The organism is Volucribacter psittacicida, assembly GCF_004339025.1.
GTDB classification, from domain to species: domain Bacteria; phylum Pseudomonadota; class Gammaproteobacteria; order Enterobacterales; family Pasteurellaceae; genus Volucribacter; species Volucribacter psittacicida.
Genome location: NZ_SMFT01000002.1, coordinates 1 through 25,520, shown reverse-complemented (window position 1 = coordinate 25,520; position 25,520 = coordinate 1). Strand labels below are relative to the sequence as shown.

Below are 25,520 nucleotides of genomic sequence, written 5' to 3'. Positions count from 1 at the left end.
GATTATTATATGCTTTAATTTTAAAAAGTGCGGTGCGTTTTGTGAGAATTTTATGGGATATATTGTTGGTTTAACGGGAGGAATTGGTAGTGGTAAATCCACTATTGCAGCATTATTTGCTCAGTTAGGTGTTGCGGTGGTGGATGCTGATGTGGTTGCTCGTGAGGTGGTGGAAAAAGGTTCGCCTTTATTAGCCAATATTGTTGATTATTTTGGTAAAGATATTTTATTAGATAATGGTGGGTTAAACCGTTCTCTGTTGCGTGAGCGCATTTTTGCTAATGAACAAGATAAACATTGGTTAAATCAATTATTGCACCCTGCTATTCGGCAAGCGATGTTAATCCAATTACAACAGCAGTCATCGCCTTATGTGATTTGGATGGTTCCTTTATTAATTGAAAATAAGTTGCTTTCTTATTGTGATCGTGTGTTAGTGGTTGATGTTGAGCCTGAAACACAGTTGCGGCGTGCAAGTTTACGAGATAATAACGATGTGGCATTAATTCGGAATATTATGTCATCTCAAGTGAGCCGTGAAATACGTTTGGCGGCGGCTGACGATGTGATTCTTAATGAAGATAATTTTCGTAAGAATCGTGATAATATTTGGCAACAGGTGCAACGGTTACATCAATTATATTTAGCACTTGCGAAAGAAAAAGAGGAAAAGAATGAAAAATAATGATGTGTTTGAAGTGGCTTGTCCGACTTGTCATAAAGCGGTAGCTTGGACTGAACAAAGTCTTTATCGCCCATTTTGTAGTAAACGTTGTCAAATTATTGATTTAGGGGGCTGGGCAGCGGAGGAAAATGCCATTCCCAGCGATACTGCGGACTTTGCGATGAATTTAACAGAGGATAATCAAGATTGGACGAAAAACTGATGAAAATTCAACACCAAGATAATCTTCAACAAGGCGAATTTTTTATTTGTGATGAAACAGGGAAAAAAATCGCTTATCTTACTTATCAATATGTACAAGCTGATTGTATTAATGCTGAACACACTTTTGTGGATGAATGTTTACGAGGGCAAGGCGTTGCACATCAGTTATTTTTAGCGTTAATGAATTTTGTGCAGCAAAATCAATTCACATTGCAAACCAGTTGTACTTATATTGAGCAAAAAGTGCGGTCAAAAATATAAAAATTTTTTCGTTTTATTGCAATATTTTTTGATATTGTTAGAATTGCCCATTCCATTTTTATGATGGAATTGTTCGGTTGAAGGTAGCTGGAGAGCAGGGAGTTTACTCTGCACCGAAGAAGTAAAATCTTTCAGGTGCTTATTTTGTGCAAGACAAATAAAGCGAGGACTGTTACTGGACGAACCCTTGGAGAGAGCCAATGTGTTAATTAACACAAAATGGACGCCGAAGGCGCAAAAAATTCGTTAGAATTTTCAAACGCTCAGGCAAAAGGACAGGGGAGGAAAGTTTGGCTGTTTATTTCTATCAGGCTTAATGGCTTGAATATCTCATTTTCTTTTCACAGTATGCTTTTCATCTCCTTGTATAAGTGATATTTACGAGGAAGAATATGTCATTACAGACAATATTAACATCAATTAACAATGTTGTATGGGGAGCGCCTTTACTGATTTTATTATCAGGAACAGGTTTGTATCTCACTTTTCGTTTAGGATTTATTCAAATCTTTCAGTTACCACGCGCTTTGAGCTATTTGTTCAAAAAGGAACAAGGGAAAGGTGTGAAAGGCGACGTTTCTTCTTTTGCCGCACTTTGTACTGCACTTTCCGCCACGATTGGGACAGGGAATATTGTTGGTGTTGCGACGGCAATTCAAACAGGCGGCCCCGGTGCGATGTTTTGGATGTGGCTTGTGGCATTATTAGGTATGGCAACCAAATATGCAGAATGTTTATTGGCTGTAAAATATCGTGTACGCGACAAGCAAGGCTTTATGGCGGGCGGCCCAATGTATTATATTGAACGAGGACTAGGGCTAAAATGGCTCGCTAAATTATTCGCTATTTTTGGGGTATTAGTTGCCTTTTTTGGTATTGGTACCTTTCCACAAATTAATGCAATAACCTCGGCTATGCAGGATACTTTCAGCGTACCAATTCCCCTTACCGCCGCTGTTATCACTTGTTTAGTGGCATTGATTATTTTAGGGGGAGTGAAACGAATTTCTTCTGTGTCTTCCTATATTGTGCCATTTATGGCGATTTTCTATGTGGCAACATCAATCATTATTTTATTAATGAACTTAGATAAAGTGCCAGCAGCAATTTCTTTGATTATTCGTAGTGCGTTTGATCCTAGCGCAGCCTTAGGGGGAGCATTGGGGTATACCGTTATGCAAGCCATTCAATCTGGGGTAGCACGAGGTATCTTTTCCAATGAATCGGGCTTAGGGAGTGCGCCTATTGCTGCCGCCGCAGCACAAACTAAAGAGCCTGCTCGTCAAGGGTTAATTTCGATGACTGGCACCTTTTTAGACACGATCATTGTCTGTTCAATGACAGGTTTAGTTTTAGTGATCACTGGCGTATGGCAATCGCCTGATTTAGCGGGGGCTGTCGTCACAAATTATGCCTTTTCACAGGGATTAGGAAGCAATATCGGTGCGACTATTGTGACACTGGGATTACTCTTTTTCGCCTTTACCACGATTTTAGGTTGGTGTTATTACGGAGAACGTTGTTTTGTTTATCTTGTGGGCATAAAAGGCATTAAAATCTATCGTACAGTATTTATTATTTTGGTGGGTTGTGGTGCATTTATTCATTTAGATTTAATCTGGATTTTAGCCGATATCGTTAATGGGCTTATGGCATTCCCTAACCTTATTGCTTTAGTCGGTTTGCGTAAAGTGATTATTGAAGAAACCAAAGATTATTTTTATCGCTTAAAACATAATCAAGTTGATCAAGACGAACAAGGTATGACAAATTAATTGTTAATCCGCAATAAAATAAGGGCAATGGAAATTGCCCTTTTTGATTTTATCATCCCATTAACTATAACATCTTTGTATAGAAAGAAAAGCAGATTAATGCAAATCTTCGAACCAGATCATATTTTACATATTTTATGGTGTTTTTTACTAAATAACACTTGAAAACTCTTGTGGCAAGGATTATGTTGTATCTAACAATTAATAGAATTGTTGTTCAACTTACTATAAAGAGGTAAATATTATGACTGTTAATATCACAAGTAAACAAATGGATATTACCCCTGCAATTCGTGCTCACATTGAAGAGCGTCTTACTAAATTAGAAAAATGGCAAACTCAATTAATTAATCCTCATTTTATTTTAAATAAAATACCTAAAGGTTTTTCTGTTGAAGCCTCTATTGGCACCCCGATAGGTGATCTCTTTGCCAGTGCGGAAGGCGATGATATGTATAAAGCCATCAATGATGTAGAGGAAAAATTAGAACGACAATTAAATAAATTACAACATAAAGGCGAAGCACGTCGTGCTAACGAACGTTTAAAAGACTCATTTATTGAATAATCATTAAACAAACATTTTGCCCGCTTAAGCGGGCATTTTTTTATCGGCGGATAGAAGGAATTTAAGTTGAGATTTAAAGGGCGGTCAGATTCGGATTAAAATGTATTGATTTGCTAAGTTGATCTTTCTACAATGTGGCTATGTTTTTAGTTAATGGAAATAAATATGTCATTGGATCTTACCGAAATTCGCCAACAAATTACGCAAATTGATCGCCGTTTATTAGAATTATTATCAGAACGTCATCGTTTAGCTTTTGATGTAGTTCGTAGTAAAGAAATTACCCAAAAGCCGTTGCGAGATGAAGAGCGAGAACAGCAATTATTACAAGAGCTGGTGCAATTTGCACAAAGCCAAAATTATCAATTAGAACCCCAATATATTACGCAAATTTTTCAAAAAATTATTGAAGATTCGGTATTAACTCAACAGGTCTATTTACAAAAAAAACTCAATCAACAACGAGAGCAACATATCCATATTGCTTTTTTAGGTAAGCGAGGTTCTTATTCTCATTTAGCGGCACGTAATTATGCAACGAGGTATCAAGAAGATTTAATTGAGTTGAGTTGCGAGTCTTTTCAGCAAGTATTTGAGCGAGTTCAGCAAGGAGAAGCGGATTATGGTATTTTGCCTTTGGAAAATACCACGTCAGGCTCAATTAACGAAGTTTATGATTTATTACAACATACAGATTTGTTTATTGTCGGTGAGCTTGCTTATCCAATTAAACATTGTGTTTTAGCCACAACGCAAGCCGAGTTAAATGAAATCGATACTTTATATAGCCATCCTCAAGTTATTCAACAATGTAGTCAATTTATTCAGACCTTAGATCGTGTGCATATTGAATATTGCGAGAGTAGTTCTCACGCTATGCAATTAGTGGCAAGTTTAAATAAACCGAATATTGCGGCATTAGGCAATGAAGATGGGGGAAATTTATATGGTTTGCAAGTATTAAAAAGCCAAATTGCTAATCAGCAAAATAATATAACAAGGTTTATTATCGTGGCGAAAAAGGCGTTAGCCGTTTCTCCGCAGATCCCAACAAAAACTTTATTATTGATGACAACTTCTCAGCAAGCAGGGGCATTAGTCGATGCCTTAATGGTGTTTAAACAACATAATGTCAAAATGACGAAATTAGAATCTCGTCCGATTTATGGTAAACCTTGGGAAGAGATGTTTTATTTAGAAATTGAAGCTAATACTCATCACCCTGATACGCAGAAAATGTTATCGGAGTTGCAACAATATAGTGCGTTCTTAAAAGTGTTGGGATGTTATCCAAGTGAGATTGTAAGAGCGGTGGATATTTAATTTATTTTCAAGGCTAAGGAAAATTTTTGGTGTAAGGGACAAAATTGTTGCTAATAATTTGAGGAAATTATTACTAGAAACTATTTTGTCCCTTACACCATATATTTTGTATTCAAGGCTAGTATCATTGTAGTTCTAAAATCTAGCCATTTTTAATTAGAATACATCTCATCAATTTGCTGTTGATAGCGTTGCATGATAATTTTACGGCGTAATTTTAATGTTGGAGTAATTTCCTCCATTGAGACACTAAAGGCTTGTGGCAACAGAGTAAATTTCTTAATTTGTTCAAAACTTGGCAATTCTTTTTGTAGTTCGTTGATACGTTTTTCAAAAAATTTAATAATTTCCGCATTTTTGAGCAATTCTAATCGATCTTGATATTTTAGATTAATTTGTTTAGCGTATTCTTCCAAACTAGCGAAACAGGGAACAATCAATGCGGAAACATATTTTTTCGCATCAGCAATGACTGCAATTTGTTCAATAAATTTATCTTTACCAATTTTTCCTTCAATATATTGCGGTGCAATATATTTACCGTTAGAGGTTTTCATTAGTTCTTTAATACGATCCGTAATATGTAAATGCCCTTGTGCATCAATTTCTCCCGCATCGCCAGTTTTTAGAAAACCATCATCAGTAAAGGCTTGAGCGGTTTCTTCAGGTTTTTTGTAATAACCCCGCATTACCATATCACCACGCACAAGAATTTCATTATTTTCACCAATTCTTACTTCAACATTGGGCATAATGCGACCGATGGAATGGGGCTCAAAGTCTTTTTCTTGCCAACAAGAAACGGTGGCAGTTGTTTCTGTCATTCCGTAGCCTAATTTAATATTAATCCCAATAATATGAAAGAATAAGCCGATAGAAGGCTCTAATTTAGCTCCACCGCAAGGCATTATGCGAATACGTCCTCCAAGTAAGTTGCGTAATTTAGCTAAGACAAATTTATCAGCTAAAGCATATTGTCTGCGTAATAACCAATTTGGTTTTTGGCTATAAAAGGATTTTTCACCGATACGCATTGCCCATTTAAAGAGGTTACGGCGAAACCAAGAAGCTTGATTTACTTTATCCCATATCGCATTATAAATTTTTTCATAAAAACGAGGCACTGCACACATTAAGGTTGGACGGGTAGCAGTTAATGCCTCTCTCACTTGATTAGTGTCTTCAATATAGACATTGGTTGCTCCACGATGTAATACATAAGCGACCCAAGCGCGTTCAAAAATATGTGAAAAAGGTAAAAAGGATAAGGAAGTATCATTATGATCGATAGGTTGCAATACTTGATCATGCGTTTTTAATTGATGTGCTAGGTTAGCATAATCAAGCATAACCCCTTTGGGTTCACCTGTGGTACCAGAGGTATAAATTAATGTAAACAGGTCATTAAGCTGTTTGCTTTGTAACCGTTGTTCTAATTTATTTTGATCGGTAGTGATACCTTGAGCGATAAAATCTTGCCAATGGCAAGCGAACACTTGTTCTCTTAAATCAATATTGGCCTTCATTGCAACGACTTTTTCAAGTTGTGGGCATTGGTCTATGATGCTGATAATTTGATCATATTGCTCTTGATCGCCTACGAATAGAATTTTCATATCTGAGTCGTTAATAATGAAAGCCGCTTGTTTGGCAGTATTGGTGGCATAAATAGGCACTGTAATGGCACGAATTTGTAATATACCAATATCCGCGATTGTCCACTGTGGCATATTTTGTGCAAAAATACCGATTTTATCTTGAATATCAATATGATGTGCAAGTAAAGCAAGGGAAACTTGATCGATTTGTTGTTGAAATGTCTGCCAGGACATCGCTTGCCATTTATGATGCTCTAAATAACGAAGTGCGGTATTATTTTTTAATTTTTTTGCTTGTTGGCGAATTCGGTTTACAAAATGAAAATCAAGTGCATTCATACCTTTTCCATATATTTGAAAATATAACTTAGCTTACAAGTGTTAGCTAATATAATATTTTTAGGGGAAAATAGCTAGTGGTTTTTTACTTTATGAAATCGCCCTCTGCTTGTGAAACAATGAAAAATCAGATAGAGTATTAACTGATTACAATTTTGTAATCGCTAATTTGTTGTTAATTTTATAAGGAAAATATTATGAAAAAAATAATTGGAGCTTTATTATCAGTAATGTTTATGTTCTCTTTAACCGCTTGCGAAACAACGAAAGGCGTTGGGAAAGATATCCAAAATGCTGGTGAGAAAATGGAAGAAATTATTAGTGATTAATGGGATTAGAAATTATTTTTTGAGAGAAATGTCATAAAATAAACCTGCGATATGTTATCGCAGGTTTATTATTTTAGTCTTTTTTTACCCTATAAGCGCTCAATAGCCTGATATTGCAATTTGAGTTTATCTAAGGCTTCTTGATAGCCTTGCATTTTTTCTCTTTCTTTTGCAATAACTGCTTCTGGTGCTTTGGCAACAAAGGTTTCATTGGCTAATTTATTTTCAATACGCACAATTTCGCCTTTGAGTTTCTGTAATTCTTTATTCAAGCGAACAAGCTCCGCTTCTTTATTGATAAAATCTGCCATTGGCACAAATAGTTCCGCATCCCCAACCAACTTGGCGACAGAGAGAGGGGCATTTTGCTGTGACTCAAGCACAATAATATTGCCTAATTTTGCCATGGCTTGTAATAAAGTGCGGTTGTTTTCCAAACAATTTTTTTCTGGTTCAGCTAAATTGCGTAAATAAAGATCTAATACTTTACTTGGGGCAATGTTGCTTTCTGCTCGAATATTACGTACAGCAATGATGATCTCTTTAAGCCAATTCATTTGGCTTACCGCTTGTGGATCTTGGTATTCGGCTACCACTTGTGGAAACGGTTGTAGCATAATACTATCGCCAGTTACGCCTGCAAAGCCTTTCACTTTTTGCCAAATTTCTTCGGTAATAAATGGCATAATTGGGTGTGCTAAACGTAATAGTTTTTCTAACACCTCAATTAAAGTATGGCGAGCGGCACGTTTTTGTGCATCCGTACCCTGAGCAAAAATAGGTTTCGTCAGTTCTACATACCAATCGCAGAATTGATTCCAAGTAAATTCATAAATGGCATTGGCTGCCAAGTCAAAACGATATTGGCTTAAGGCTGAACGGAAAGATTGTACCGCTTGATTAAATTCTGCTTGAATCCAGCGATCCGCAAGGCTAAAGTGCATTTCGCCTTCCGCTAATTGTAAATTGTTAATGTTCATTAATACATAACGGCTCGCATTCCATAATTTATTACAGAAATTGCGGTAGCCCTCTAAACGTTTCATATCCCAGTTAATATCACGTCCGTTACTTGCTAAAGCGGCGAGGGTAAAACGTAGGGCGTCTGTGCCATGGGCTGCAATACCGTTAGCAAATTCTTTTTTGGTGGCTTTGGCAATTTTTTCGGCAAGTTGCGGTTGCATCATATTGCCTGTGCGTTTCGCCAATAAATCCTCTAAGCTAATGCCATCAATCATATCAATAGGATCAAGCACATTACCTTTAGATTTTGACATTTTTTGCCCATTTTCATCGCGAATTAAGCCTGTAACATAAACGGTTTTGAATGGGACTTGCGGTTTACCATTTTCATCTTTAATAAAGTGCATAGTAAACATAATCATACGGGCAACCCAGAAGAAAATGATGTCAAATCCTGTGATGAGTACATCGGTCGGATGGAACATCTTTAATTCTTTGGTTTGCTCTGGCCAACCTAAGGTTGAGAATGTCCATAAGCCCGATGAAAACCAAGTATCTAATACATCTTCATCTTGGCGTAAAACGACATCAGAATTTAATTGATATTTTGACCGCACTTCTTGTTCATTGCGAGCTACATAAACATTACCTTGTTCATCATACCAAGCAGGAATACGATGCCCCCACCATAATTGGCGAGAAATACACCAATCCTGAATATCTCGCATCCAAGAAAAGTAAAGGTTTTCGTATTGTTTAGGCACAAATTGGATTTCTCCGTCCTCTACGGCTTTGGTTGCCACTTCGGCTAAAGGCTTAACACTTACATACCATTGATCGGTCAGCATAGGTTCAATAGGTACGCCACCACGATCGCCATAAGGCACTTTAAGATCGTGTGGTTTAATCTCTTCTAATAATCCTAATTGCTCAAAATCCGCTACAATTTGTTTACGCGCGGCGAAACGCTCTAAGCCTTGATATTGACTTGGAATAATGGCTTGATAATCGGTTAATACCTTGCCATCTGCCCCAATAATTTCAGCTTCATCACGAATATCCGCATTGAGGGTCATCACATTGACCATTGGCAACTGATGACGTTTACCCACTTCATAGTCGTTAAAATCGTGGGCAGGGGTAATTTTTACCACACCCGTACCAAACTCACGATCCACATAATCATCAGCAATAATTGGGATTTTACGGTTTGCCAAAGGTAACATAACATATTGACCAATTAATGATTGGTAGCGTTCGTCCTCTGGGTGTACAGCAACAGCGGTATCGCCTAACATTGTTTCGGGACGTGTGGTGGCGACCACTAAATAATCTTTGCCCTCCGCAGTTTTTGCCCCATCGGCTAAGGGATAACGGAAATGCCACAAACTGCCTTTACTTTCCTTATTTTCCACTTCTAAATCAGAAATGGCGGTATGCAATTTCGGATCCCAGTTGACTAAACGTTTGCCACGATAAATTAAGCCTTGTTCATGCAAACGGACAAACACTTCTTTGACCGCATTAGATAGCCCCTCGTCCATAGTAAAACGTTCACGTTGCCAATCCACTGAATCGCCTAGACGACGCATTTGCTGGCTAATTGTGCCGCCAGAATGGGCTTTCCATTGCCAAATTTTATCAATAAAGGCTTCTCGCCCATAATCGTGGCGAGTTTTTCCCTCTTCTGCCGCGATTTTACGTTCTACTACCATTTGGGTGGCAATGCCTGCGTGATCTGTACCTGCCTGCCATAATGTATTGTCGCCTTCCATACGATGAAAACGGATTAAGGTGTCCATTAAGGTTTGTTGGAAAGCATGCCCCATATGCAAGCTACCTGTTACATTAGGTGGTGGGATTGCAATACAATAACTTGGTGCATTTTCATTTTCTGAAGGTTTAAAATAGCCTTGTTCTTCCCAATGTTTATATAAGGCTTGTTCCACCGCAGATGGTTCAAAACGATCTGCCATTTCAAATTGTGTCGTCATAAAAATTCTCGTTATTTATTGAGGTTAATTGATGCGTGTTGTGATGATATAAAAATGGCTAATTTTACCGAAAAGTGGGGGGAATTGCAAAGTCCGCAAAGGTAATAAAAAAACACCTCTCGCTAAGGAGAGGTGCTTGGTCAATTATTGATGAAGATTAACCTTTTAACTCAGCACGAATCGCTTGAGCAAGTTGTTCACTGACTTGAGTGAAGTGTGCCATTTGACGTTCAATAATGGCAGGATCGGTTACGCCATTTAAACTGGCGGCGAAGTTGCTTGCTAATCGGGCTTTTTGTTGTTCATCAAAAATCGCATACAATGCCGCAGGTTGTGAATAATAATCTTGATCATATTCACGGAAATCAAAATGGGCAGCTTCACGTTCAATTTGTAATGGTAATTGATCGTGAGTTGGCGTATAAGTATCCGCATAGTTTGGGGCATAATTCGGATGTTGCCCACCGTTATTATCTACACGCATTGCACCATCACGATGTGTATTGTGATATGGGCATTTTGGCGCATTAACAGGAATTTGATGGTGGTTTACCCCTAGACGATAACGTTGAGCATCTTGGTAAGAGAATAAACGCCCTTGCAACATACGGTCAGGTGAGAAACCTATACCCGGAACAATATTACTTGGTGCAAAAGCAGCTTGCTCTACTTCAGCAAAATAGTTTGCTGGGTTACGGTTTAACTCTAATACGCCCACTTCAATAAGCGGATAATCTTTGTGTGGCCATACTTTAGTCAAATCAAAGGCATAATTATGCTTGTGTGCATCTGCTTCTGGCATAATTTGTACCTGTACAGTCCAACGAGGGAAATCGCCATTTTGAATAGATTCGTATAAATCTTGTTGGCTTGATTCACGATTTTCGCCTACGACTTTAGCGGCTTCTTCATTGGTAAAGAAACGATGACCTTGCTGTGTTTTGAAATGGAATTTTACCCAAAAACGTTCATTATTGGCATTGACTAAACTATAAGTATGGCTACCATAACCATTCATATGGCGTAATGTCGCTGGAATACCACGATCACTAAAGAGAATCATAATTTGGTGCATTGATTCTGGGTGTTTTGACCAAAAATCCCAAGCTGCATTGGCATCACGCAAATTGGTTTGCGGATTACGTTTTTGCGTATGAATAAAGTCTGGGAATTTTAATGGATCACGAATAAAGAATACAGGCGTATTATTTCCCACTAAGTCCCAGTTGCCTTGCTCAGTATAGAATTTTAATGAAAAACCACGGACATCACGCTCTGCATCAGCGGCACCACGTTCGCCAGCTACCGTAGAAAAACGCAATAATACGTCGGTTTGTTTACCAATTTCGCTAAATAAAGCTGCTTTAGTATATTTTGTAATATCTTGCGTAACCGTAAAGGTTCCATAGGCCGCTGAACCTTTAGCGTGAACAACACGCTCAGGGATACGTTCACGAGCAAAATGGGCTAATTTTTCTTGAAACCAAACATCTTGTAATAATAAAGGGCCTTTAGGACCTGCTGACATAGTGTTGTCATTATCCACAACAGGTGCACCTGCTGCGGTGGTAAGGGTTTTGCTATGATGATCAAAAGGGCATTTCTGTGTCATAAATAATCACTCCAACATTGATAGTTAAAATTTTCTGCAGCATTATCCATTTATTAGTTTTAGTTATCAATCTATTAAATCAATTAGTTTTAACAATGTATTTTATGAATAAAAAAGAAACCGACTATCAAAGTGCGGTCTCTTTTGATGAAAATTATTTATGGTCGTTCCACTCTAAAATAGGGTGTAATGGACAAAATGGTTGCTAATAATAATTTTCTCAAATTGTTAGCAACTCTTTTTATTCAAAAAATCCTTTATAAACATAATCTTACGTTTTCTACTTAATCCATTATGATTAATTAATTTACGCTTAAGTTCACTAAATAAGCCTTCTAACCGATTTGTTGTTTTTTCAATATTTAATTCCGCATGTTTTTCAAAGGTAAATAAATACTTTTCATAATATTTGATGCTTGCTAATGCCCCTCTTAATCTTTTATGTTTATAAGGAAAATAACCTTTTTCATTGCATTTCTCTGAGCGTTCATTCAAATAATCTTGGTGTGTTAAATACCAATAATGCAAACGACGAAAGAAATCATTTTTTTGGCTTTCTTTTAAGGTTTTCACAATGATTTTTAATTCCTTTCCTGCCTGAGATTGATGTTTTTTTCTTAATTTTCTCATCACCCTTACCACTAGATGAAAATGGCACATTTGAACAGGCGTATTAAATATCTCTTTTAATAATCCACGACGACCATCGCAGGTAATTGATTGAATAATATAGCCTTTTTATCTTAATTTGTTTAAAGCTAGTTGATAATAAATAGCCTTTTCTGTTTTTACAATTTGATGATAAATCACTTTTTCTGTCAGGCTATCCATTAACACTAACACACCAAAATCTCGCTTAAAGAAAGTGGTATCCATAATAATATTTAAATGTATTGATAGAGGAAGTTTTAAAGCTGTTTTAGGCGCTTTATCAATATATCTTTGAATTGTTTTAACAGAACATTGATATTTAATGGCAAGCTCTTTATACGTCTGTTTTCCTTGAGAATAATGAAACCAAATTTCTGTGGGATTTAATTTGTTTTGAAAGGTAAACGTTTTATTACAATGATTGCATTTATAGCGTTGAATATTATTTCTAATACCATGTTTTTTTATCTGTTTATTTAAACAGAATGGGCAATTTTTTGTTCATTTTTCAAAAAAGTGAGTTAAAGCCTTATACTATAAGGCTTCAAGCCACTTTTTAGCAACCATTTTGTCCATTACACCTAAAATAGGACAATATCAACGCAGTATATTTTAGATAGAACGACCATATTCACATTGAAACAGCAATATGTGATTGATAAGGATTAAAATAAATCTTTCATATGCTTCATACCTGCTTTTGCCGCAGCAATCACTTCCTCTGTTTCGCCAGCATAGGCTTTTTTCATCATTGAGGTCATAAAGCCACGAACTTGAGCAAGGCTAGTGTGTGGCGGAGAGCTTAGGGCATCAGAAGAGGTATAAATATTCACTAAAGCCGGGCCTTGATGAGCAAACGCCTGTTTTAATACCTCTTCCACTTCGCTACCTTTATGAGCTTCAAAGCCTTTAATTCCCATTAAATCGGCAATTTTATCAAAAGGCGGATTTACCATATTGGTTTGCCAATCAACAAAACCGTTAGCTTGCATTTCTAATTTCACCATACCAAGGCTACGGTTATTGAACACAATAATTTTAATCGGCCATTGATATTGCATAATGGTGGCTAAATCGCCAAGTAACATAGATAAACCGCCATCACCACAGAGCGCGACAATTTGGCGAGATGTTTTTGTGGCCGCTGCACCAATTGCCATTGGCATCGCATTTGCCATTGAACCGTGGTTAAACGAACCGGTGAGATAGCGATCTTTTTTACGCCCAATAAAACGTGCCGCCCAAACCACAGTCATTCCTGTATCAACCGTCATAATCGCATCGTCCGCCGCTAATTCATTGACTAAATGAGCGACATATTCAGGCTGGATCTCATCTTCTTTGCTTTTTTCTGTGATATAGCTGTTAAAATTCGCTTCTGATTTAGCAAACTCTTGTTGCATCGCTTGCAAGAAAGTGCGGTCAGTTTTGGCATTAATTAATGGCAATAATGCCTGTAACGTGTCAGCAATATCTCCAGCCAAACCTTGCGTTAATTGAGCTCGACGTCCTAAACGAGCAGGGTTGATATCAATTTGCACGATTTTATTATTGGTCGGTAAAAATTCAGTATAGGGGAAATCACAACCTAACATCACTAAAACCTCTGCTTTATGACAAGCATCATAACCAGAACGGTAGCCCAATAAGCCATTAAGCCCCACTTTATGTTGATTATCATCACTATCAAAGAAAATTTTACCACGGAAAGTATAGGCAATAGGGGCATTTAATTTTTCCGCTAACTGACGTACTTCGGATACCGCATTTTGGCAACCGTGTCCACAATAAAGGGTAATGTTATTATGCTGATTGAGTAAGTTTGCCAACTGTTGCAACTCTTGATCATTCGGACGGAAAATAGGTTTTGCAGGATAATGCTGTGTTGCTGTACTAATGGCAACGGCTTTTGCAGAAGCCACATCGCCAGGTAAACCTAATACTGCCACGCCACGTTGTGCGACCGCATTTTGTAATGCGGCTTGTAACATATGCGGTGTTTGCTCAGCCGTATTAGCAACCGCGACAAATTTACTACAATCTTGGAACAAATAATAAGGGTTAGTTTCTTGGAAATAGTCTTGGGCAAATTTATTGGTTGGACAGGTACTCGCAATGGCAATAACAGGGTTACCAGAACGGTTGGCATCATATAAACCATTTACCAAATGCACATGCCCCGGACCAGAGCTTCCCATACAACAACCGATACCGTTTAATTCCGCATCCATTGAAGCCGCATAAGCAGCCACTTCCTCATGACGGACGTGAATCCATTCAATCTCACCATTACGGCGAATGGCATCGTTCACTGGATTTAAGCTATCACCAGTAATTGCATAGACACGTTTCACACCAGCCTCAATTAACATTTCAACCAGCTGATCAGCTACGGTTTTACTCATATTGATACTCCTTATTTATCATAGTTGCATAAAAATTACCTTTATTATAATGAAAATGTAGATACCTGCTAATGTCTCTTACGTTGTTTTACGTTATTTTGAGGGGCGGGAGGGGAAGTGCGGTTGGTTTTTGGGATTATTTTTATATTGCTAGAGTTTAAGTATAGAGGGATTAATTTAAATTGAAATGACTATAATGTTTAAAAACCGACCGCCCTTTCAGATAAAATCTTTATGTAAAGAAAAGACACCTTGTAGGTGTCTTTTCGTCAAAATATAAGGTGGTTAACCCATGCCATATTTTTTTAATTTTTTGCGTAAAGTGCCGCGGTTAATTCCCAACATATTGGCAGCGCGAGTTTGGTTGCCACGGGTGTATTGCATGACCATATCTAACATTGGGTGTTCAACTTCTGCTAAGACTAATTCATAAAGATCGTTGACGTCTTGACCATTTAATTGTGATAAATAGTTTCTTAACGCTTGTTTCACAGAATCACGAAGTGGTTTATTTGTCACTTGAGATTGTGCATTTAATGTTGATACAGTAAGTGCTTCAGCAGGGTTACGTTGTTGTTCTAGCATTGTTTTTTATCCATAAATTACTTTACGAGTACAACATATCAAACGAGATGATATGATAGCTACTCAAACTAAACTAAAAAATTCTTCTAACGCCTTTATTTGTGCTTGAGCCGATGTAAGGGCATTAAAAGTTTGTCTAAACGTGCAATTCGGTTGAATATTTGATAAATACCAAGCAACGTGTTTGCGTGCAATGCGATACCCTTTTTCTTCGCCATAAAAATGATGAAGATCTTGGATATGTTGTAACACTATACGTTGTTTCTCAGTAAAATCAGTGTTAATTTCTACCGAATCTGATTCTAGTGCTTGCGAGATTTCACGAAAAATCCAAGGATTTCCAAGGGCTGCTCTGCCAATCATAATGGCATCAGCTTGGGTGTAATCTAGCACAAACTTCGCTTTCTGTGCGGAGTCAATATCACCGTTGGCGATAACAGGAATATTGATTTGCTGCTTTACCGCTTTAATGGAATCATATTCTGCATTACCTTCAAATTTACAGGCTTTTGTTCGTCCATGAATTGTTAAGGCTTGAATTCCGGACGCTTCTGCAATTTGGGCAATGTGTAAACAATTCCGATGTTGTGTGTCCCAACCTGTTCTTATTTTTAAGGTAACAGGCACATCAACGGCGTTTACCACAGCTTGAAGAATATCTTTTACTAAAGTGGGATATTGTAAAAGGGCAGAACCTGCCATTTTACGATTCACTTTTTTGGCGGGGCAACCCATATTAATGTCGATAATCTGTGCACCATATTTCACATTAATTTGTGCCGCTTTTGCCATTTCTTCTGGATCACTTCCTGCAATCTGCACAGCATTAATGCCAGCAGCTTGATCATGAGCCAAACGTAGCTTTGATTTCTCCGTATGCCAAACATTTGGATTAGTAGACATCATTTCCGAAACAGTTAATCCTGCACCATAATAGGCACAAAGTTTACGGAAAGGTTGATCTGTAATCCCAGCCATTGGGGCTAAAATAATGCGATTTTTGAGTTTATATTGACCAATCTGCATTAAATTATTTTCCTCAATGTGCTTTGTTTTCCTTTTATTTCTATTTGACGATCCTGTTATCGTTGTTTCGCTTTAAAATAATTAATCTGAGTACATTTTGCGGTACCATCTTGTTTTATTTTAGTTTGAAACCACGATATCAACCGACAAGGTGCGATATGATACGCACTTTTTTATTATTTGCAAAGGGTAATTTTTATACAAATCAATAAATTTTAATGATTTATTGATTTTGTATAATATTTTGGCATTTTCTGCTGATTTTTTATTTGGCTTTACCTGTAATTCGGCACCATTCTTCACGACAGGTAACGGGATCAAGGTCAAAACCATCTTGATAGCGTTGGCATACTGATTCGGCTTGTGTGGCTAAAATTCCGGATAATCCTAATTCGCCTTGTGGTTTAACCAAGGTTTTTATGTTTGGGTAAAGTTCTTTTAATGGACCAGCAAGAATATTGGCAATCACAAGATCTGCACGAAGTTCTGTAGGGACATCTTTGCTAAGGTATAATTGTAGTTGGTTTTCTACCCCATTGGCTATGGCGTTATTACGGCTAGCTAAGATCGCTTGTGGATCAATATCAATACCTATCGCTTGTTTTGCGCCTAATTTTAGGGCAGCGATGGCTAAAATGCCTGAACCACAACCAAAATCAATAATGGTTTTACCTTGTAAGTCTAGGCTATCAAGCCATTCAAGGCAGAGCGCAGTAGTGGGGTGTGTGCCTGTACCAAAAGCTAAACCGGGATCGAGCATCACATTGACCGCTTGTGGATCAGGCACTTTTCGCCAACTTGGGCAAATCCATAAGCGTTTGCCAAATTGCATCGGGTGGAAATTATCCATCCATTCTCGTTCCCAATCTTTATCTTCAATTTGTTCAATTTTATAGGCGTTTTCGTTGGTAATATAATGTTTCGCCTTTAATGCGTTCACAATCGGTGGCATATCGGTTTCAGCGTCAAACAAGGCAATCACATCGGTATTGCCCCATAAACGTGTTTCCCCCGGTAAAGGCTCAAAAATGGGGGTATCTTGGCTATCCATAAAGGTAACGGATACTGAGCCTAATTGTTCAAGATAATCGCCGATAATTTCCGCTTGTTGGTTTGTACTGTTTAGGCGGATTTGAATCCAAGCCATAATTATTTTTCCTTTTTGCTTAAAGATTGTTGATATTCGCCCCATTTATTCCCGAGTAAGAAAGCGATTAAGCCGAAAACGAGGGAAGGGACAATTTGATGAAAGTTAAAAATTTTAAATCCTGTGGTGGTTAAAAGAATATAGCAAGCTAAGCCAGCGATCATTGAGCTTAATGCACCATAAGCATTGGCTTTATCCCAATATAAGCCAAGGATAATTACCCATAAGAAAGTGGCTTCAAGTCCGCCAAAGGCAAATAAATTGAGCCAAATTATCATATCAGGCGGATTGAGGGCAGCAAAAATCAGTAATAGCGTTAATCCCAATGTGGTTAATGAGGATAACCAACGAATTTTTTGCTGATTTTTTGCCATTTCTGGTTTTGCCGAGAGGTACATATCCTTGACAAAAATGGAGGAAGATTGGATTAATTGTGCGTCAATGGTGGACATAATGGCTGACATTGGCGCGGCTAAAAAAATACCTGCCACTACAGGGGGTAGCACTTGCAACATTAAGGTAGGAATCACTTGATCAGGAATGGCAAGATCAGGGATTAATGTACGTCCCAACGCGCCTGATAAGGTCATACCTAACATAATGATACTTAACACAATGGTCCCAATTAGCATACCTTGATGTAAGGCTTTGCTGTCTTTAAATGCCATACAACGTACGGCAGTATGAGGTAATCCCACTACTCCGAAGCATACTAAAATCCAAAAAGAGGTCATAAATTGGAAATCGAGCATATTGTTTGGCCCATAAGGGGTGGTAAGCATAGGATCAATTTCATTTAATTTTGTGACCGCACTTTCTATGCCACCAGCGGCATAAATCACCGCCGCTAATAAAATTATTGTGCCGATAATCATAATCGTGCCTTGAATAGCGTCAGTCAGCACTACCGCACGAAAACCGCCAATAAAGGTATAAAGCCCAACAGTAATGGCGAAAATCAGTAAAGATTGGGTGTAGCTGATACCAATGGTGGTTTCTAATAACCTCGCACCACCAATAAATTGTACCGTCATCGCCGCAAAAAATGCGATCAATAGTGCGATACCCGCCACCAAGACCAAATATTTATTTTTATAACGATATAACAATAAATCATTAAGGGTAAGGGCATTGGTTTGACGAGATAATAAGGCAAATTTTTTACCTAATGCCCCTAATGCAAGCCAAACCACAGGGACTTGAATCATCGCTAACAATACCCAGCCTAAACCAAATTTATAAGCCGCACCAGGGCCGCCAATAAAAGAACTGGCACTGGCATAGGTGGAGGCGGTTGTCATTGCTAATAAAAACCCTGTCATTGAGCGGTTACCAACATAATACTCGGTTAAAAAATCGCCTTTTGAGCGTTTGCGATAGGCATAAAGAGCGGCAGCGAAGATAAAAATAAGATAAGCCATTAAGGGAAGAATAATCGCGAAATTCATGATTTATTCTCCGATTTATCCTGATGATCAAGGGAAATATCTTGGTAAATCACCTTAATTATCCAGTAAGCGACAGCGATAAAGACAATGGGAAGATAAAGACAAGATAATTCAAACCAAAGGGGAAAGCCCAATAATCCTGTCGTATGAGGAGGAAAATAGGCACACAGACACCAGCCGATTAAATATAAAATAGTGGCAAATAACGCCCATTTTGCCTCTTTGGTCGCTTGTTGATAACGAAATTTTATTTCCATAGATATTCCTTGTAATGAAATTAACAAAAGGAAGATCGCTCTTCCTTTTATCCTATTATTAACATCAATTAATCTTTCATACCTAGCTTATGTTCCAGATAATGAATATTCGTTCCCCCTTTTTGGAAATTTTCATCACTAAGGATAATCTCATGTAATGGGATATTGGTTTTTATCCCATCAATAATGGTTTCCGCTAGGGCATTTTGCATACGGCGAATGGCTAATTCACGATTATCACCATAGGTAATTAACTTCGCAATCATTGAATCATAATGAGGAGGAACAGTATAGCCCCCATAAATATGGGAGTCCCAACGCACACCTAAACCGCCCGGCGAATGTAAATGCGTGACCTTGCCTGGTGATGGTAAGAAGTTTTTCGGATCTTCCGCATTGATACGACATTCCAAAGCGTGCCCTTTTACCTTAATATCCTCTTGTTTAAAGGAAAGTGGTAAGCCAGAGGCAATCAGTAATTGCTCTTTAACCAAATCAACGCCGGTGATCATTTCGGTAACTGGGTGTTCAACCTGAATACGGGTATTCATTTCAATAAAATAGAATTGCCCATTTTCATATAAAAACTCAAAGGTACCAGCACCACGATAACCAATTTCACGACAAGCATTGGCACAACGTTCCCCAATATCACGGCGAACTTCTTCACTAATGCCCGGTGCGGGCGCTTCTTCTACCACTTTTTGATGACGGCGTTGCATAGAACAATCACGTTCCGCTAAATAAACCGCATTGCCATGGGTATCCGCTAAAACTTGAATTTCAATATGACGTGGGTTTTCTAAATATTTTTCCATATAAACCATATCATTATTGAATGCGGCTTTCGCTTCTGCTTTTGTCATAGCAATAGATTCTTCTAATGCGTCTTCATTGCGTACCACACGCATACCACGACCGCCACCGCCGCCAGAGGCTTTAATAATAATAGGATAGCCAATTTGTTTCGCAATGGCTTTATTTTTCTTAATATCATTGTTTAATGGCCCATCTGAACCGGGTACACAAGGCACACCCGCTTTTTTCATTGCTTCAATGGCCGATACTTTATCACCCATAAGACGAATAACATCAGCGGTTGGACCAATGAAAATAAAGCCAGAACGTTCTACTTGTTCAGCAAAATCAGCATTTTCAGAAAGAAATCCATAGCCCGGATGAATGGCATCTGCCCCTGTGACTTCTGCGGCAGCAATAAGGGCGGGAACATTTAAATAACTTTTGGTTGAAGGTGCAGGCCCGATACAAATTGTTTCATCAGCTAATAAAACGTGTTTTAACTCACGATCGGCGGTGGAATGCACAGCAACCGTTTTAATGCCAAGCTCTTTACAAGCACGTAAAATACGCAAAGCGATTTCGCCACGATTGGCAATAACGACTTTTTCTAACATAATAATTCCACTGTATTGAATATAATCAATGAAATAGCAGGCGAATTGCCTGCTATTGGATAATAAAGATTATTCGATGATAATCAATGGCTCATCAAACTCTACAGGTGTACCATCGTTAATCAAAATGGCTTTTACAACCCCAGCTTTATCAGCCTCAATACGATTCATCATTTTCATTGCTTCAACGATACATAAGGCATCGCCTACTTTAACGCTTTGACCCACTTCAACAAAAGGGGCCGCCTCTGGGCTTGGGCTACGATAGAATGTCCCCACCATTGGTGAACGGATAATATGCCCAGATAATTCATCGCTTGCAACAGGCGTATTATCGGCAACGACAGTGGCTGGCGTTGCAGCAACGGCTGGTGCAACAGGTGCTGGTGCAGCGGCAGGTAATTGGTATTGAATATTATTTGCTACAGGAGCGGGTGAACCACGGCTAATACGAACAGACTCTTCCCCTTCGGAAATCTCTATTTCCATAATGCCCGATTCTTCTACTAATTCGATAAGTTTCTTTATTTTACGAATATCCATACATAGTCCGTTTAAAATGTTGTTTCACTAAAATAGCAACATTATTCAATAATAATGCTTGCACATTTTATATAGGGTTGGCTGAGATTAAACAACGTATTTCACTATCTATCGTTCTCTTACTTTAAATGGAAACGACGATATGGCTTTGTTTAAATCATCATAGCCTAATAAAAAATCCAGTCTGAGAGATTACCTGAAATTCCTTATTTTGGCGATAAAATTCTTTAATTTTTTGTATTTTTTTCGTTATTTTAGGCTATTTAGCTTGGTTTTCGAGGAAATTAACCGCGAATTGCAAGGCAAATTCATAGCCTTTTGCCCCTAATCCACAAATGACCCCTTGTGCCACATCACTAAAATAAGAATGATGGCGAAAAGGTTCACGTTGATGAATATTAGATAAATGCACTTCAACAAAAGGAGTTGCCACCGCAAGTAAGGCATCACGCAATGCTACAGAAGTATGGGTAAAGCCCGCAGGATTAATAATAATAAAATCCACTAAATCAAAACTTTGATGAATTTTATCAATTAATTTTTCTTCACTATTACTTTGAAAAAAATCTAAATTCACCCCTTGTGAGGTAGCAAATTGTTGCAAATTTTGCTCAATATCTGCCAAAGATAAACGCCCATAATGTTTAGGTTCTCTTTTGCCTAACATATTTAAATTTGGGCCATTTAATACTAAAATTTTATGTTGCATAGGTGATCCTTTATTCTTATCAACCATCGACCAAGCATTATAACGAGTTCTTTATTCAGGCTGGTCTTATCTGTTTATTTCATCAATGAGTGAAATTTTTTGAATAAACTCAGAATTTAATTCTAAAAGCGGTAATGAACAACCAGGCCAAGGACGAATTAACTGATAATCCATCAAATCTAAGGTATCTAAACCAGGCATTGTGAGTGGCGTATATTGATGAGCAATTCTTGCTAATTGCGTTAATCCAAAACTTGATTCAATAGATGAACTAATAACCGCTTGAATCCCCAGTTTATGGGCTTGCTTAATAAGATCAATACATTTGTCCAAGGAACCAACCAATGTCGGCTTGATAATAATGGCGGTTAAGTGCGGTTCGTTTTTCAATAAAAAATCCGTCTCTCTGACCGATTCGTCCCAAGCAATAGCAATTCCCGTTTGTTGAGCAAATTGACGGCTTAGGTCAGGGGTTTTACAAGGTTCTTCAATAAATTGAATACGCTGACGATGTTCAGGTTTCACATATTTGGCAAACATTTCCGCTTTTGCTATTGTCCATTGGCGATTGGCATCAAGTCGTAATTGTAAATCAGGGATCGCCTCTAAAAGCATATCAGCGATTAAACCATCACGATTAGCCTCATACATTCCCACTTTTACTTTAGCAATTTTTTCCCCAACCATTTGATCCAACTGCTCATATAATTCATCAGGATCCCCATAACAAAGAGGTGCGGTTTGATAATAGCCCTCTTTGCCCAACTGTTGGGTTAATTCCGCCAAGGCACAACTTAAGCCAAATTGCACAGAAGGCGATAAGCCTGTTAAGGGTATTTTATGCTCACAATCTTGATCTTGATACCAAGCATTTAACCAACTTATGGTTTCTTGCTTTGCTTGCTCAAGGGTTTCTTGACTAAATTCAGGTAAAGGCGCAATTTCCCCCCAGCCTTCATTTTCCCCACAACATAAATGGACTAATAGCCCTTCTCGTTTTTTTAAAAAACGATTACGCAAAACTAATTGTGCGTCCACAGGAATACTATATTGATAAAGGTTGATTTGTTTTGTCATTGTAAATTTTCTCGTAAATCAAAGTGTTAAATAAAGTGCGGTCTGTTTTTAAAAGGTTTTTTGATTATAACAAAAGCCAATCTTATCGACCAGTCTATAAGGTTGGTAGTTATAGCGAAGAATAATCACATATAAGTGTAAATTAAATTATTTCATTTATTTACAAAAATAGACTTGAAAGGCTTAAACGGTAAAATTTATAGTGTTTGTTTGTTTGTTTGTTTGTTTGTTTGTTTGTTTGTTTGTTTGTTTGTTTGTTTGTTTGTTTGTTTGTTTGTTTGTTTGTTTGTTTGTTTGTTTAATGTTTTATTTATCTAATTTTGATAAATAATTATATGTAATAAGTTTATTTCGTATAAATTAGTTTGTTTTTAAAAAAAGGTTAATTTAAATAGCGAATAATTTGAGATTCCTTAGAATTGTACATTTATAGTACTAACTTAAAGAAACTAAGGAATGTTTATGATAAAAAAGTGTCTTTTTTTATTTGTTATATTAAATTTAATATCCTGTACGAGCCAACAAAAGCCATTAGAACAATGGCATAATTTTTCTGATCAATGGAGTATAAATACTCAAGATCTTGACCCATCTAAATCGCTTTTTGTGGTATATAGATTGCCAGAACCACAACAAAAAGCCATTGATATTTATATTAATTCGGATTATCAAGCCTCTTTATTAAATAATGGATTAACCATATTAGAGCTTTGTGCCGATAAGAATTTTATTTCAACCTCTTACGTTACTAATACAGGTTTTGGTAATCGAACCGAAGGTGTTTCTTTTTATTTACCTAGCCAAGCAGTGACTTATGTTAAGGTATTTGGTAATGATCCTCACACTCCTCATTTTATGTTTGTTGATGAACAAACCGCTAAGCAAGAAATTGCTCAACTTCAATTACAAACGGATACCTTATCCAGAGTTGTTAATAAAAATTGTACAAATCAAAGTTATGTATTAGCAACGGAGAATATTAGTTTTGCTTTTGATTCTTATCAAGCAAATAAATTATCTCATCAAGATAAAAATAAGTTAATAAGCCTTATTAATATCGTTAATCAAGATCCAAATAAAATCACTAAAGTGGTTTTAGATGGTTATTCAGATCCTGTTGGTAAAGCCAATTATAACCAAAAACTTTCAGATAAACGGGCTAAAAGTGTTGCGACATTTTTAACCAATAATGGTTTATCTTTACCTTTAGAAGTTAAAGGTTTTGGAGCAAGCAATTTATTGCGTAAGGATTGTGAGAAAGTTTATTCAAAGGATCCTGCTCAAATTAAACAATGTAATTTAATTAATCGTCGTGTAACAGTATCTGTATTTGGTACTAAATAATAGCGTTTTATTTTATTAAGGGAACAAACAATGACAACAACAATTAAAGTATTAAGTGCAAAGAAAACTTTAGCAAATTATAAAGTGGCTAAGGGTGAAAAAATTGTTATTGAAGCAAGCAATAAAGCGAATTACCAATTAATTGATGATAATACTGGGTTTGCACCACAAAATATTATTGCTAAGCGTGTTGGGAATGATTTACAAATTCTTTTAGAAGATGGCGATTTAGAACCTGATGTGATTATTCAAAATTATTATAGCGATAATACTGAAGGAACGACTAATTTAATTGTAGGGGAACACGAAAACGGTAAGATTTATGCTTATGTTCCAACCACAGGCGAAAAAGCCGACGCGGTAAGTATGTTGGACGATCAAGATTCAGCACCACAAGCCTTAGGTGGTGAGGAACGTGATAGTGCTTTCTGGATCTTTAGTCCTTGGTGGTTATTAGCCCTGATTCCTTTTGCGGGTGGAATTGCTTTAGTGGCTGGTGGATCGGGCGGATCAAATAATGATGATAATGCCTCAAATAATAATTCAAGTCGGGATGCAACAGAAACAAACTCAAGTATTGATAGCCAAGTAAATGTTAATGGGGAAAGTATTAATATTACAGGAACATCTACTAATGTTAATGAAGGCGCTGTTGTTACCTTTACTATTGAAGATTCACAAGGCAATACAGTAACAGCAACGACAACAGTAGCGGCTGATGGTACTTATAGCCTAGCTGATATTGATGTAAGTAGTTTAACAGATGGAAGGCTAAACGTAGAAACTTCTGCTACTGATAGTAATGGTGTAACTATTACGGACGATGATCTTGTTGATTTAGATGCTAGAGCCAGCAGTATTGAGGTTAATGTGACGGTCAATAATGAAGATGCCACCGTAGATGTAAACGGTAGCACCACCGATGTGGCAGCGGGCGAAACGGTGACAGTGACCATTACGGATAAAGATGGCGATACTGTAACAGCGACTACAACAGTCAATGAAGATGGTACTTATAGCCTAGATGATATTGATGTCAGCAGCTTAACGGATGGCGAGTTAACCATTAAAGTGGAAACCACCGATAATAACGGCAATACCATCAGCGAAACTGATGATAGCCAAGTGTTAGATGCGGTAGAAAGTCGCATTAGCGTAGATGGTACAGTAAATAATGAAAACGGTACTGTAAGTGTGGCAGGCGAAACAGATGATGTTTCAGCAGACACCGTAGTGACAGTGACGATTACAGACAGTGATAA

At 37.5% G+C, this 25,520-nt stretch carries 23 protein-coding genes, 1 pseudogene and 1 riboswitch; of the genes and pseudogenes, 9 read left to right on the top strand and 15 right to left on the bottom strand.

Annotation, left to right across the window (positions count from 1 at the left end):
• Window positions 1-52 precede the first annotated feature (52 nt).
• The 6 genes from coaE to EV694_RS03375 all read left to right on the top strand — a co-directional run bounded on the left by coaE (window position 53) and on the right by EV694_RS03375 (window position 4,816).
• Window positions 53-685, top strand: a complete 633-nt coding sequence (coaE, locus tag EV694_RS03400) for a dephospho-CoA kinase (RefSeq protein ID WP_132689315.1) — start codon at window positions 53-55, stop codon at window positions 683-685.
• The gene (gene yacG / locus EV694_RS03395; protein ID WP_132689312.1) at window positions 675-887 is read left to right on the top strand and encodes a DNA gyrase inhibitor YacG; all 213 of its coding nucleotides are present in this window, start codon (window positions 675-677) and stop codon (window positions 885-887) included. Before coaE ends, yacG begins: the two co-directional genes overlap by 11 nt.
• Entirely contained in the window at window positions 887-1,150 is a 264-nt protein-coding gene (locus tag EV694_RS03390; RefSeq protein ID WP_132689308.1) for a GNAT family N-acetyltransferase, read from the top strand. The genes yacG and EV694_RS03390 overlap by 1 nt, the downstream gene beginning before the upstream one ends.
• 177 nt (window positions 1,151-1,327) lie before the next feature.
• Window positions 1,328-1,439: riboswitch (glycine riboswitch) on the top strand.
• A gap of 103 nt (window positions 1,440-1,542) precedes the next feature.
• Window positions 1,543-2,925: an alanine/glycine:cation symporter family protein gene (locus EV694_RS03385; RefSeq protein ID WP_132689305.1), complete on the top strand. Its 1,383-nt coding sequence runs from the start codon at window positions 1,543-1,545 to the stop codon at window positions 2,923-2,925.
• A 244-nt stretch (window positions 2,926-3,169) separates the two neighbouring features.
• Window positions 3,170-3,493, top strand: coding sequence for a ribosome-associated translation inhibitor RaiA (gene raiA, locus EV694_RS03380; protein ID WP_132689302.1), 324 nt, complete (start codon window positions 3,170-3,172; stop codon window positions 3,491-3,493).
• A gap of 165 nt (window positions 3,494-3,658) precedes the next feature.
• A complete protein-coding gene (locus EV694_RS03375) occupies window positions 3,659-4,816 on the top strand; it encodes a chorismate mutase (protein WP_132689299.1) in 1,158 nt (385 codons plus the stop codon).
• 152 nt (window positions 4,817-4,968) lie between these two features.
• Here EV694_RS03375 and EV694_RS03370 read toward each other — a convergent pair whose 3' ends face one another.
• A complete protein-coding gene (locus EV694_RS03370; RefSeq protein ID WP_132689296.1) occupies window positions 4,969-6,753 on the bottom strand; it encodes an AMP-dependent synthetase/ligase in 1,785 nt (594 codons plus the stop codon).
• Window positions 6,754-6,950: 197 nt separating this feature from the next.
• Between EV694_RS03370 and EV694_RS03365 the strand changes: the two genes are divergently transcribed.
• On the top strand, window positions 6,951-7,082 hold the full coding sequence (locus EV694_RS03365) for an entericidin A/B family lipoprotein (RefSeq protein ID WP_132689294.1): 132 nt from the start codon (window positions 6,951-6,953) through the stop codon (window positions 7,080-7,082).
• Window positions 7,083-7,171: 89 nt separating this feature from the next.
• Here EV694_RS03365 and EV694_RS03360 read toward each other — a convergent pair whose 3' ends face one another.
• The 14 genes from EV694_RS03360 to menC form a co-directional block, all read right to left on the bottom strand.
• A complete protein-coding gene (locus EV694_RS03360) occupies window positions 7,172-10,039 on the bottom strand; it encodes a valine--tRNA ligase (protein ID WP_132689291.1) in 2,868 nt (955 codons plus the stop codon).
• 157 nt (window positions 10,040-10,196) lie between these two features.
• Window positions 10,197-11,651, bottom strand: a complete 1,455-nt coding sequence (locus EV694_RS03355) for a catalase (RefSeq protein ID WP_132689288.1) — start codon at window positions 11,649-11,651, stop codon at window positions 10,197-10,199.
• 228 nt (window positions 11,652-11,879) lie between these two features.
• Window positions 11,880-12,332: an IS256 family transposase, variant Zn-binding type gene (locus EV694_RS03350; RefSeq protein WP_424580049.1), complete on the bottom strand. Its 453-nt coding sequence runs from the start codon at window positions 12,330-12,332 to the stop codon at window positions 11,880-11,882.
• 57 nt (window positions 12,333-12,389) lie between these two features.
• Window positions 12,390-12,755, bottom strand: a complete 366-nt coding sequence (locus tag EV694_RS11110) for a hypothetical protein (RefSeq protein ID WP_424580047.1) — start codon at window positions 12,753-12,755, stop codon at window positions 12,390-12,392.
• A 212-nt stretch (window positions 12,756-12,967) separates the two neighbouring features.
• Window positions 12,968-14,707: a thiamine pyrophosphate-dependent enzyme gene (locus EV694_RS03345; RefSeq protein WP_132689285.1), complete on the bottom strand. Its 1,740-nt coding sequence runs from the start codon at window positions 14,705-14,707 to the stop codon at window positions 12,968-12,970.
• A 285-nt stretch (window positions 14,708-14,992) separates the two neighbouring features.
• Complete coding sequence (fis, locus tag EV694_RS03340) at window positions 14,993-15,292, bottom strand: DNA-binding transcriptional regulator Fis (RefSeq protein WP_132689282.1); 300 nt, start codon at window positions 15,290-15,292, stop codon at window positions 14,993-14,995.
• Between the two features lie 63 nt (window positions 15,293-15,355).
• Complete coding sequence (dusB, locus tag EV694_RS03335; protein WP_132689279.1) at window positions 15,356-16,318, bottom strand: tRNA dihydrouridine synthase DusB; 963 nt, start codon at window positions 16,316-16,318, stop codon at window positions 15,356-15,358.
• A 265-nt stretch (window positions 16,319-16,583) separates the two neighbouring features.
• Window positions 16,584-17,465 carry a 50S ribosomal protein L11 methyltransferase gene (prmA, locus tag EV694_RS03330; RefSeq protein WP_132689276.1) on the bottom strand — a complete coding sequence of 294 codons (882 nt, stop codon included), beginning with the start codon at window positions 17,463-17,465 and terminating at the stop codon, window positions 16,584-16,586.
• A gap of 2 nt (window positions 17,466-17,467) precedes the next feature.
• Window positions 17,468-18,913, bottom strand: coding sequence for a sodium/pantothenate symporter (gene panF, locus EV694_RS03325; protein WP_132689273.1), 1,446 nt, complete (start codon window positions 18,911-18,913; stop codon window positions 17,468-17,470).
• Window positions 18,910-19,170: a YhdT family protein gene (locus EV694_RS03320; RefSeq protein WP_132689270.1), complete on the bottom strand. Its 261-nt coding sequence runs from the start codon at window positions 19,168-19,170 to the stop codon at window positions 18,910-18,912. The genes panF and EV694_RS03320 overlap by 4 nt, the downstream gene beginning before the upstream one ends.
• Before the next feature lie 68 nt (window positions 19,171-19,238).
• Window positions 19,239-20,585, bottom strand: coding sequence for an acetyl-CoA carboxylase biotin carboxylase subunit (accC, locus tag EV694_RS03315; RefSeq protein WP_132689267.1), 1,347 nt, complete (start codon window positions 20,583-20,585; stop codon window positions 19,239-19,241).
• A gap of 69 nt (window positions 20,586-20,654) precedes the next feature.
• A complete protein-coding gene (accB, locus tag EV694_RS03310) occupies window positions 20,655-21,128 on the bottom strand; it encodes an acetyl-CoA carboxylase biotin carboxyl carrier protein (protein WP_132689263.1) in 474 nt (157 codons plus the stop codon).
• A gap of 259 nt (window positions 21,129-21,387) precedes the next feature.
• Window positions 21,388-21,837: a type II 3-dehydroquinate dehydratase gene (gene aroQ / locus EV694_RS03305; protein WP_132689260.1), complete on the bottom strand. Its 450-nt coding sequence runs from the start codon at window positions 21,835-21,837 to the stop codon at window positions 21,388-21,390.
• A gap of 66 nt (window positions 21,838-21,903) precedes the next feature.
• On the bottom strand, window positions 21,904-22,914 hold the full coding sequence (gene menC, locus EV694_RS03300; RefSeq protein ID WP_132689257.1) for an o-succinylbenzoate synthase: 1,011 nt from the start codon (window positions 22,912-22,914) through the stop codon (window positions 21,904-21,906).
• A 462-nt stretch (window positions 22,915-23,376) separates the two neighbouring features.
• Between menC and EV694_RS03295 the strand changes: the two genes are divergently transcribed.
• On the top strand, window positions 23,377-24,258 hold the full coding sequence (locus tag EV694_RS03295; RefSeq protein WP_165865495.1) for an OmpA family protein: 882 nt from the start codon (window positions 23,377-23,379) through the stop codon (window positions 24,256-24,258).
• Between the two features lie 30 nt (window positions 24,259-24,288).
• Window positions 24,289-25,520, top strand: a pseudogene (locus EV694_RS03290) (hypothetical protein); the annotation flags it as partial.

Excerpts from the sequence above, each read along its gene's own strand:
- coaE (WP_132689315.1), top strand. The coding sequence starts at position 53 with ATGGGATATATTGTTGGTTTAACGGGAGGAATTGGTAGTGGTAAATCC.
- yacG (WP_132689312.1), top strand. The coding sequence starts at position 675 with ATGAAAAATAATGATGTGTTTGAAGTGGCTTGTCCGACTTGTCATAAA.
- EV694_RS03390 (WP_132689308.1), top strand. The coding sequence starts at position 887 with ATGAAAATTCAACACCAAGATAATCTTCAACAAGGCGAATTTTTTATT.
- EV694_RS03385 (WP_132689305.1), top strand. The coding sequence starts at position 1,543 with ATGTCATTACAGACAATATTAACATCAATTAACAATGTTGTATGGGGA.
- raiA (WP_132689302.1), top strand. The coding sequence starts at position 3,170 with ATGACTGTTAATATCACAAGTAAACAAATGGATATTACCCCTGCAATT.
- EV694_RS03375 (WP_132689299.1), top strand. The coding sequence starts at position 3,659 with ATGTCATTGGATCTTACCGAAATTCGCCAACAAATTACGCAAATTGAT.
- EV694_RS03370 (WP_132689296.1), bottom strand. The coding sequence starts at position 6,753 with ATGAATGCACTTGATTTTCATTTTGTAAACCGAATTCGCCAACAAGCA.
- EV694_RS03365 (WP_132689294.1), top strand. The coding sequence starts at position 6,951 with ATGAAAAAAATAATTGGAGCTTTATTATCAGTAATGTTTATGTTCTCT.
- EV694_RS03360 (WP_132689291.1), bottom strand. The coding sequence starts at position 10,039 with ATGACGACACAATTTGAAATGGCAGATCGTTTTGAACCATCTGCGGTG.
- EV694_RS03355 (WP_132689288.1), bottom strand. The coding sequence starts at position 11,651 with ATGACACAGAAATGCCCTTTTGATCATCATAGCAAAACCCTTACCACC.
- EV694_RS03345 (WP_132689285.1), bottom strand. The coding sequence starts at position 14,707 with ATGAGTAAAACCGTAGCTGATCAGCTGGTTGAAATGTTAATTGAGGCT.
- fis (WP_132689282.1), bottom strand. The coding sequence starts at position 15,292 with ATGCTAGAACAACAACGTAACCCTGCTGAAGCACTTACTGTATCAACA.
- dusB (WP_132689279.1), bottom strand. The coding sequence starts at position 16,318 with ATGCAGATTGGTCAATATAAACTCAAAAATCGCATTATTTTAGCCCCA.
- prmA (WP_132689276.1), bottom strand. The coding sequence starts at position 17,465 with ATGGCTTGGATTCAAATCCGCCTAAACAGTACAAACCAACAAGCGGAA.
- panF (WP_132689273.1), bottom strand. The coding sequence starts at position 18,913 with ATGAATTTCGCGATTATTCTTCCCTTAATGGCTTATCTTATTTTTATC.
- EV694_RS03320 (WP_132689270.1), bottom strand. The coding sequence starts at position 19,170 with ATGGAAATAAAATTTCGTTATCAACAAGCGACCAAAGAGGCAAAATGG.
- accC (WP_132689267.1), bottom strand. The coding sequence starts at position 20,585 with ATGTTAGAAAAAGTCGTTATTGCCAATCGTGGCGAAATCGCTTTGCGT.
- accB (WP_132689263.1), bottom strand. The coding sequence starts at position 21,128 with ATGGATATTCGTAAAATAAAGAAACTTATCGAATTAGTAGAAGAATCG.
- aroQ (WP_132689260.1), bottom strand. The coding sequence starts at position 21,837 with ATGCAACATAAAATTTTAGTATTAAATGGCCCAAATTTAAATATGTTA.
- menC (WP_132689257.1), bottom strand. The coding sequence starts at position 22,914 with ATGACAAAACAAATCAACCTTTATCAATATAGTATTCCTGTGGACGCA.
- EV694_RS03295 (WP_165865495.1), top strand. The coding sequence starts at position 23,377 with ATGATAAAAAAGTGTCTTTTTTTATTTGTTATATTAAATTTAATATCC.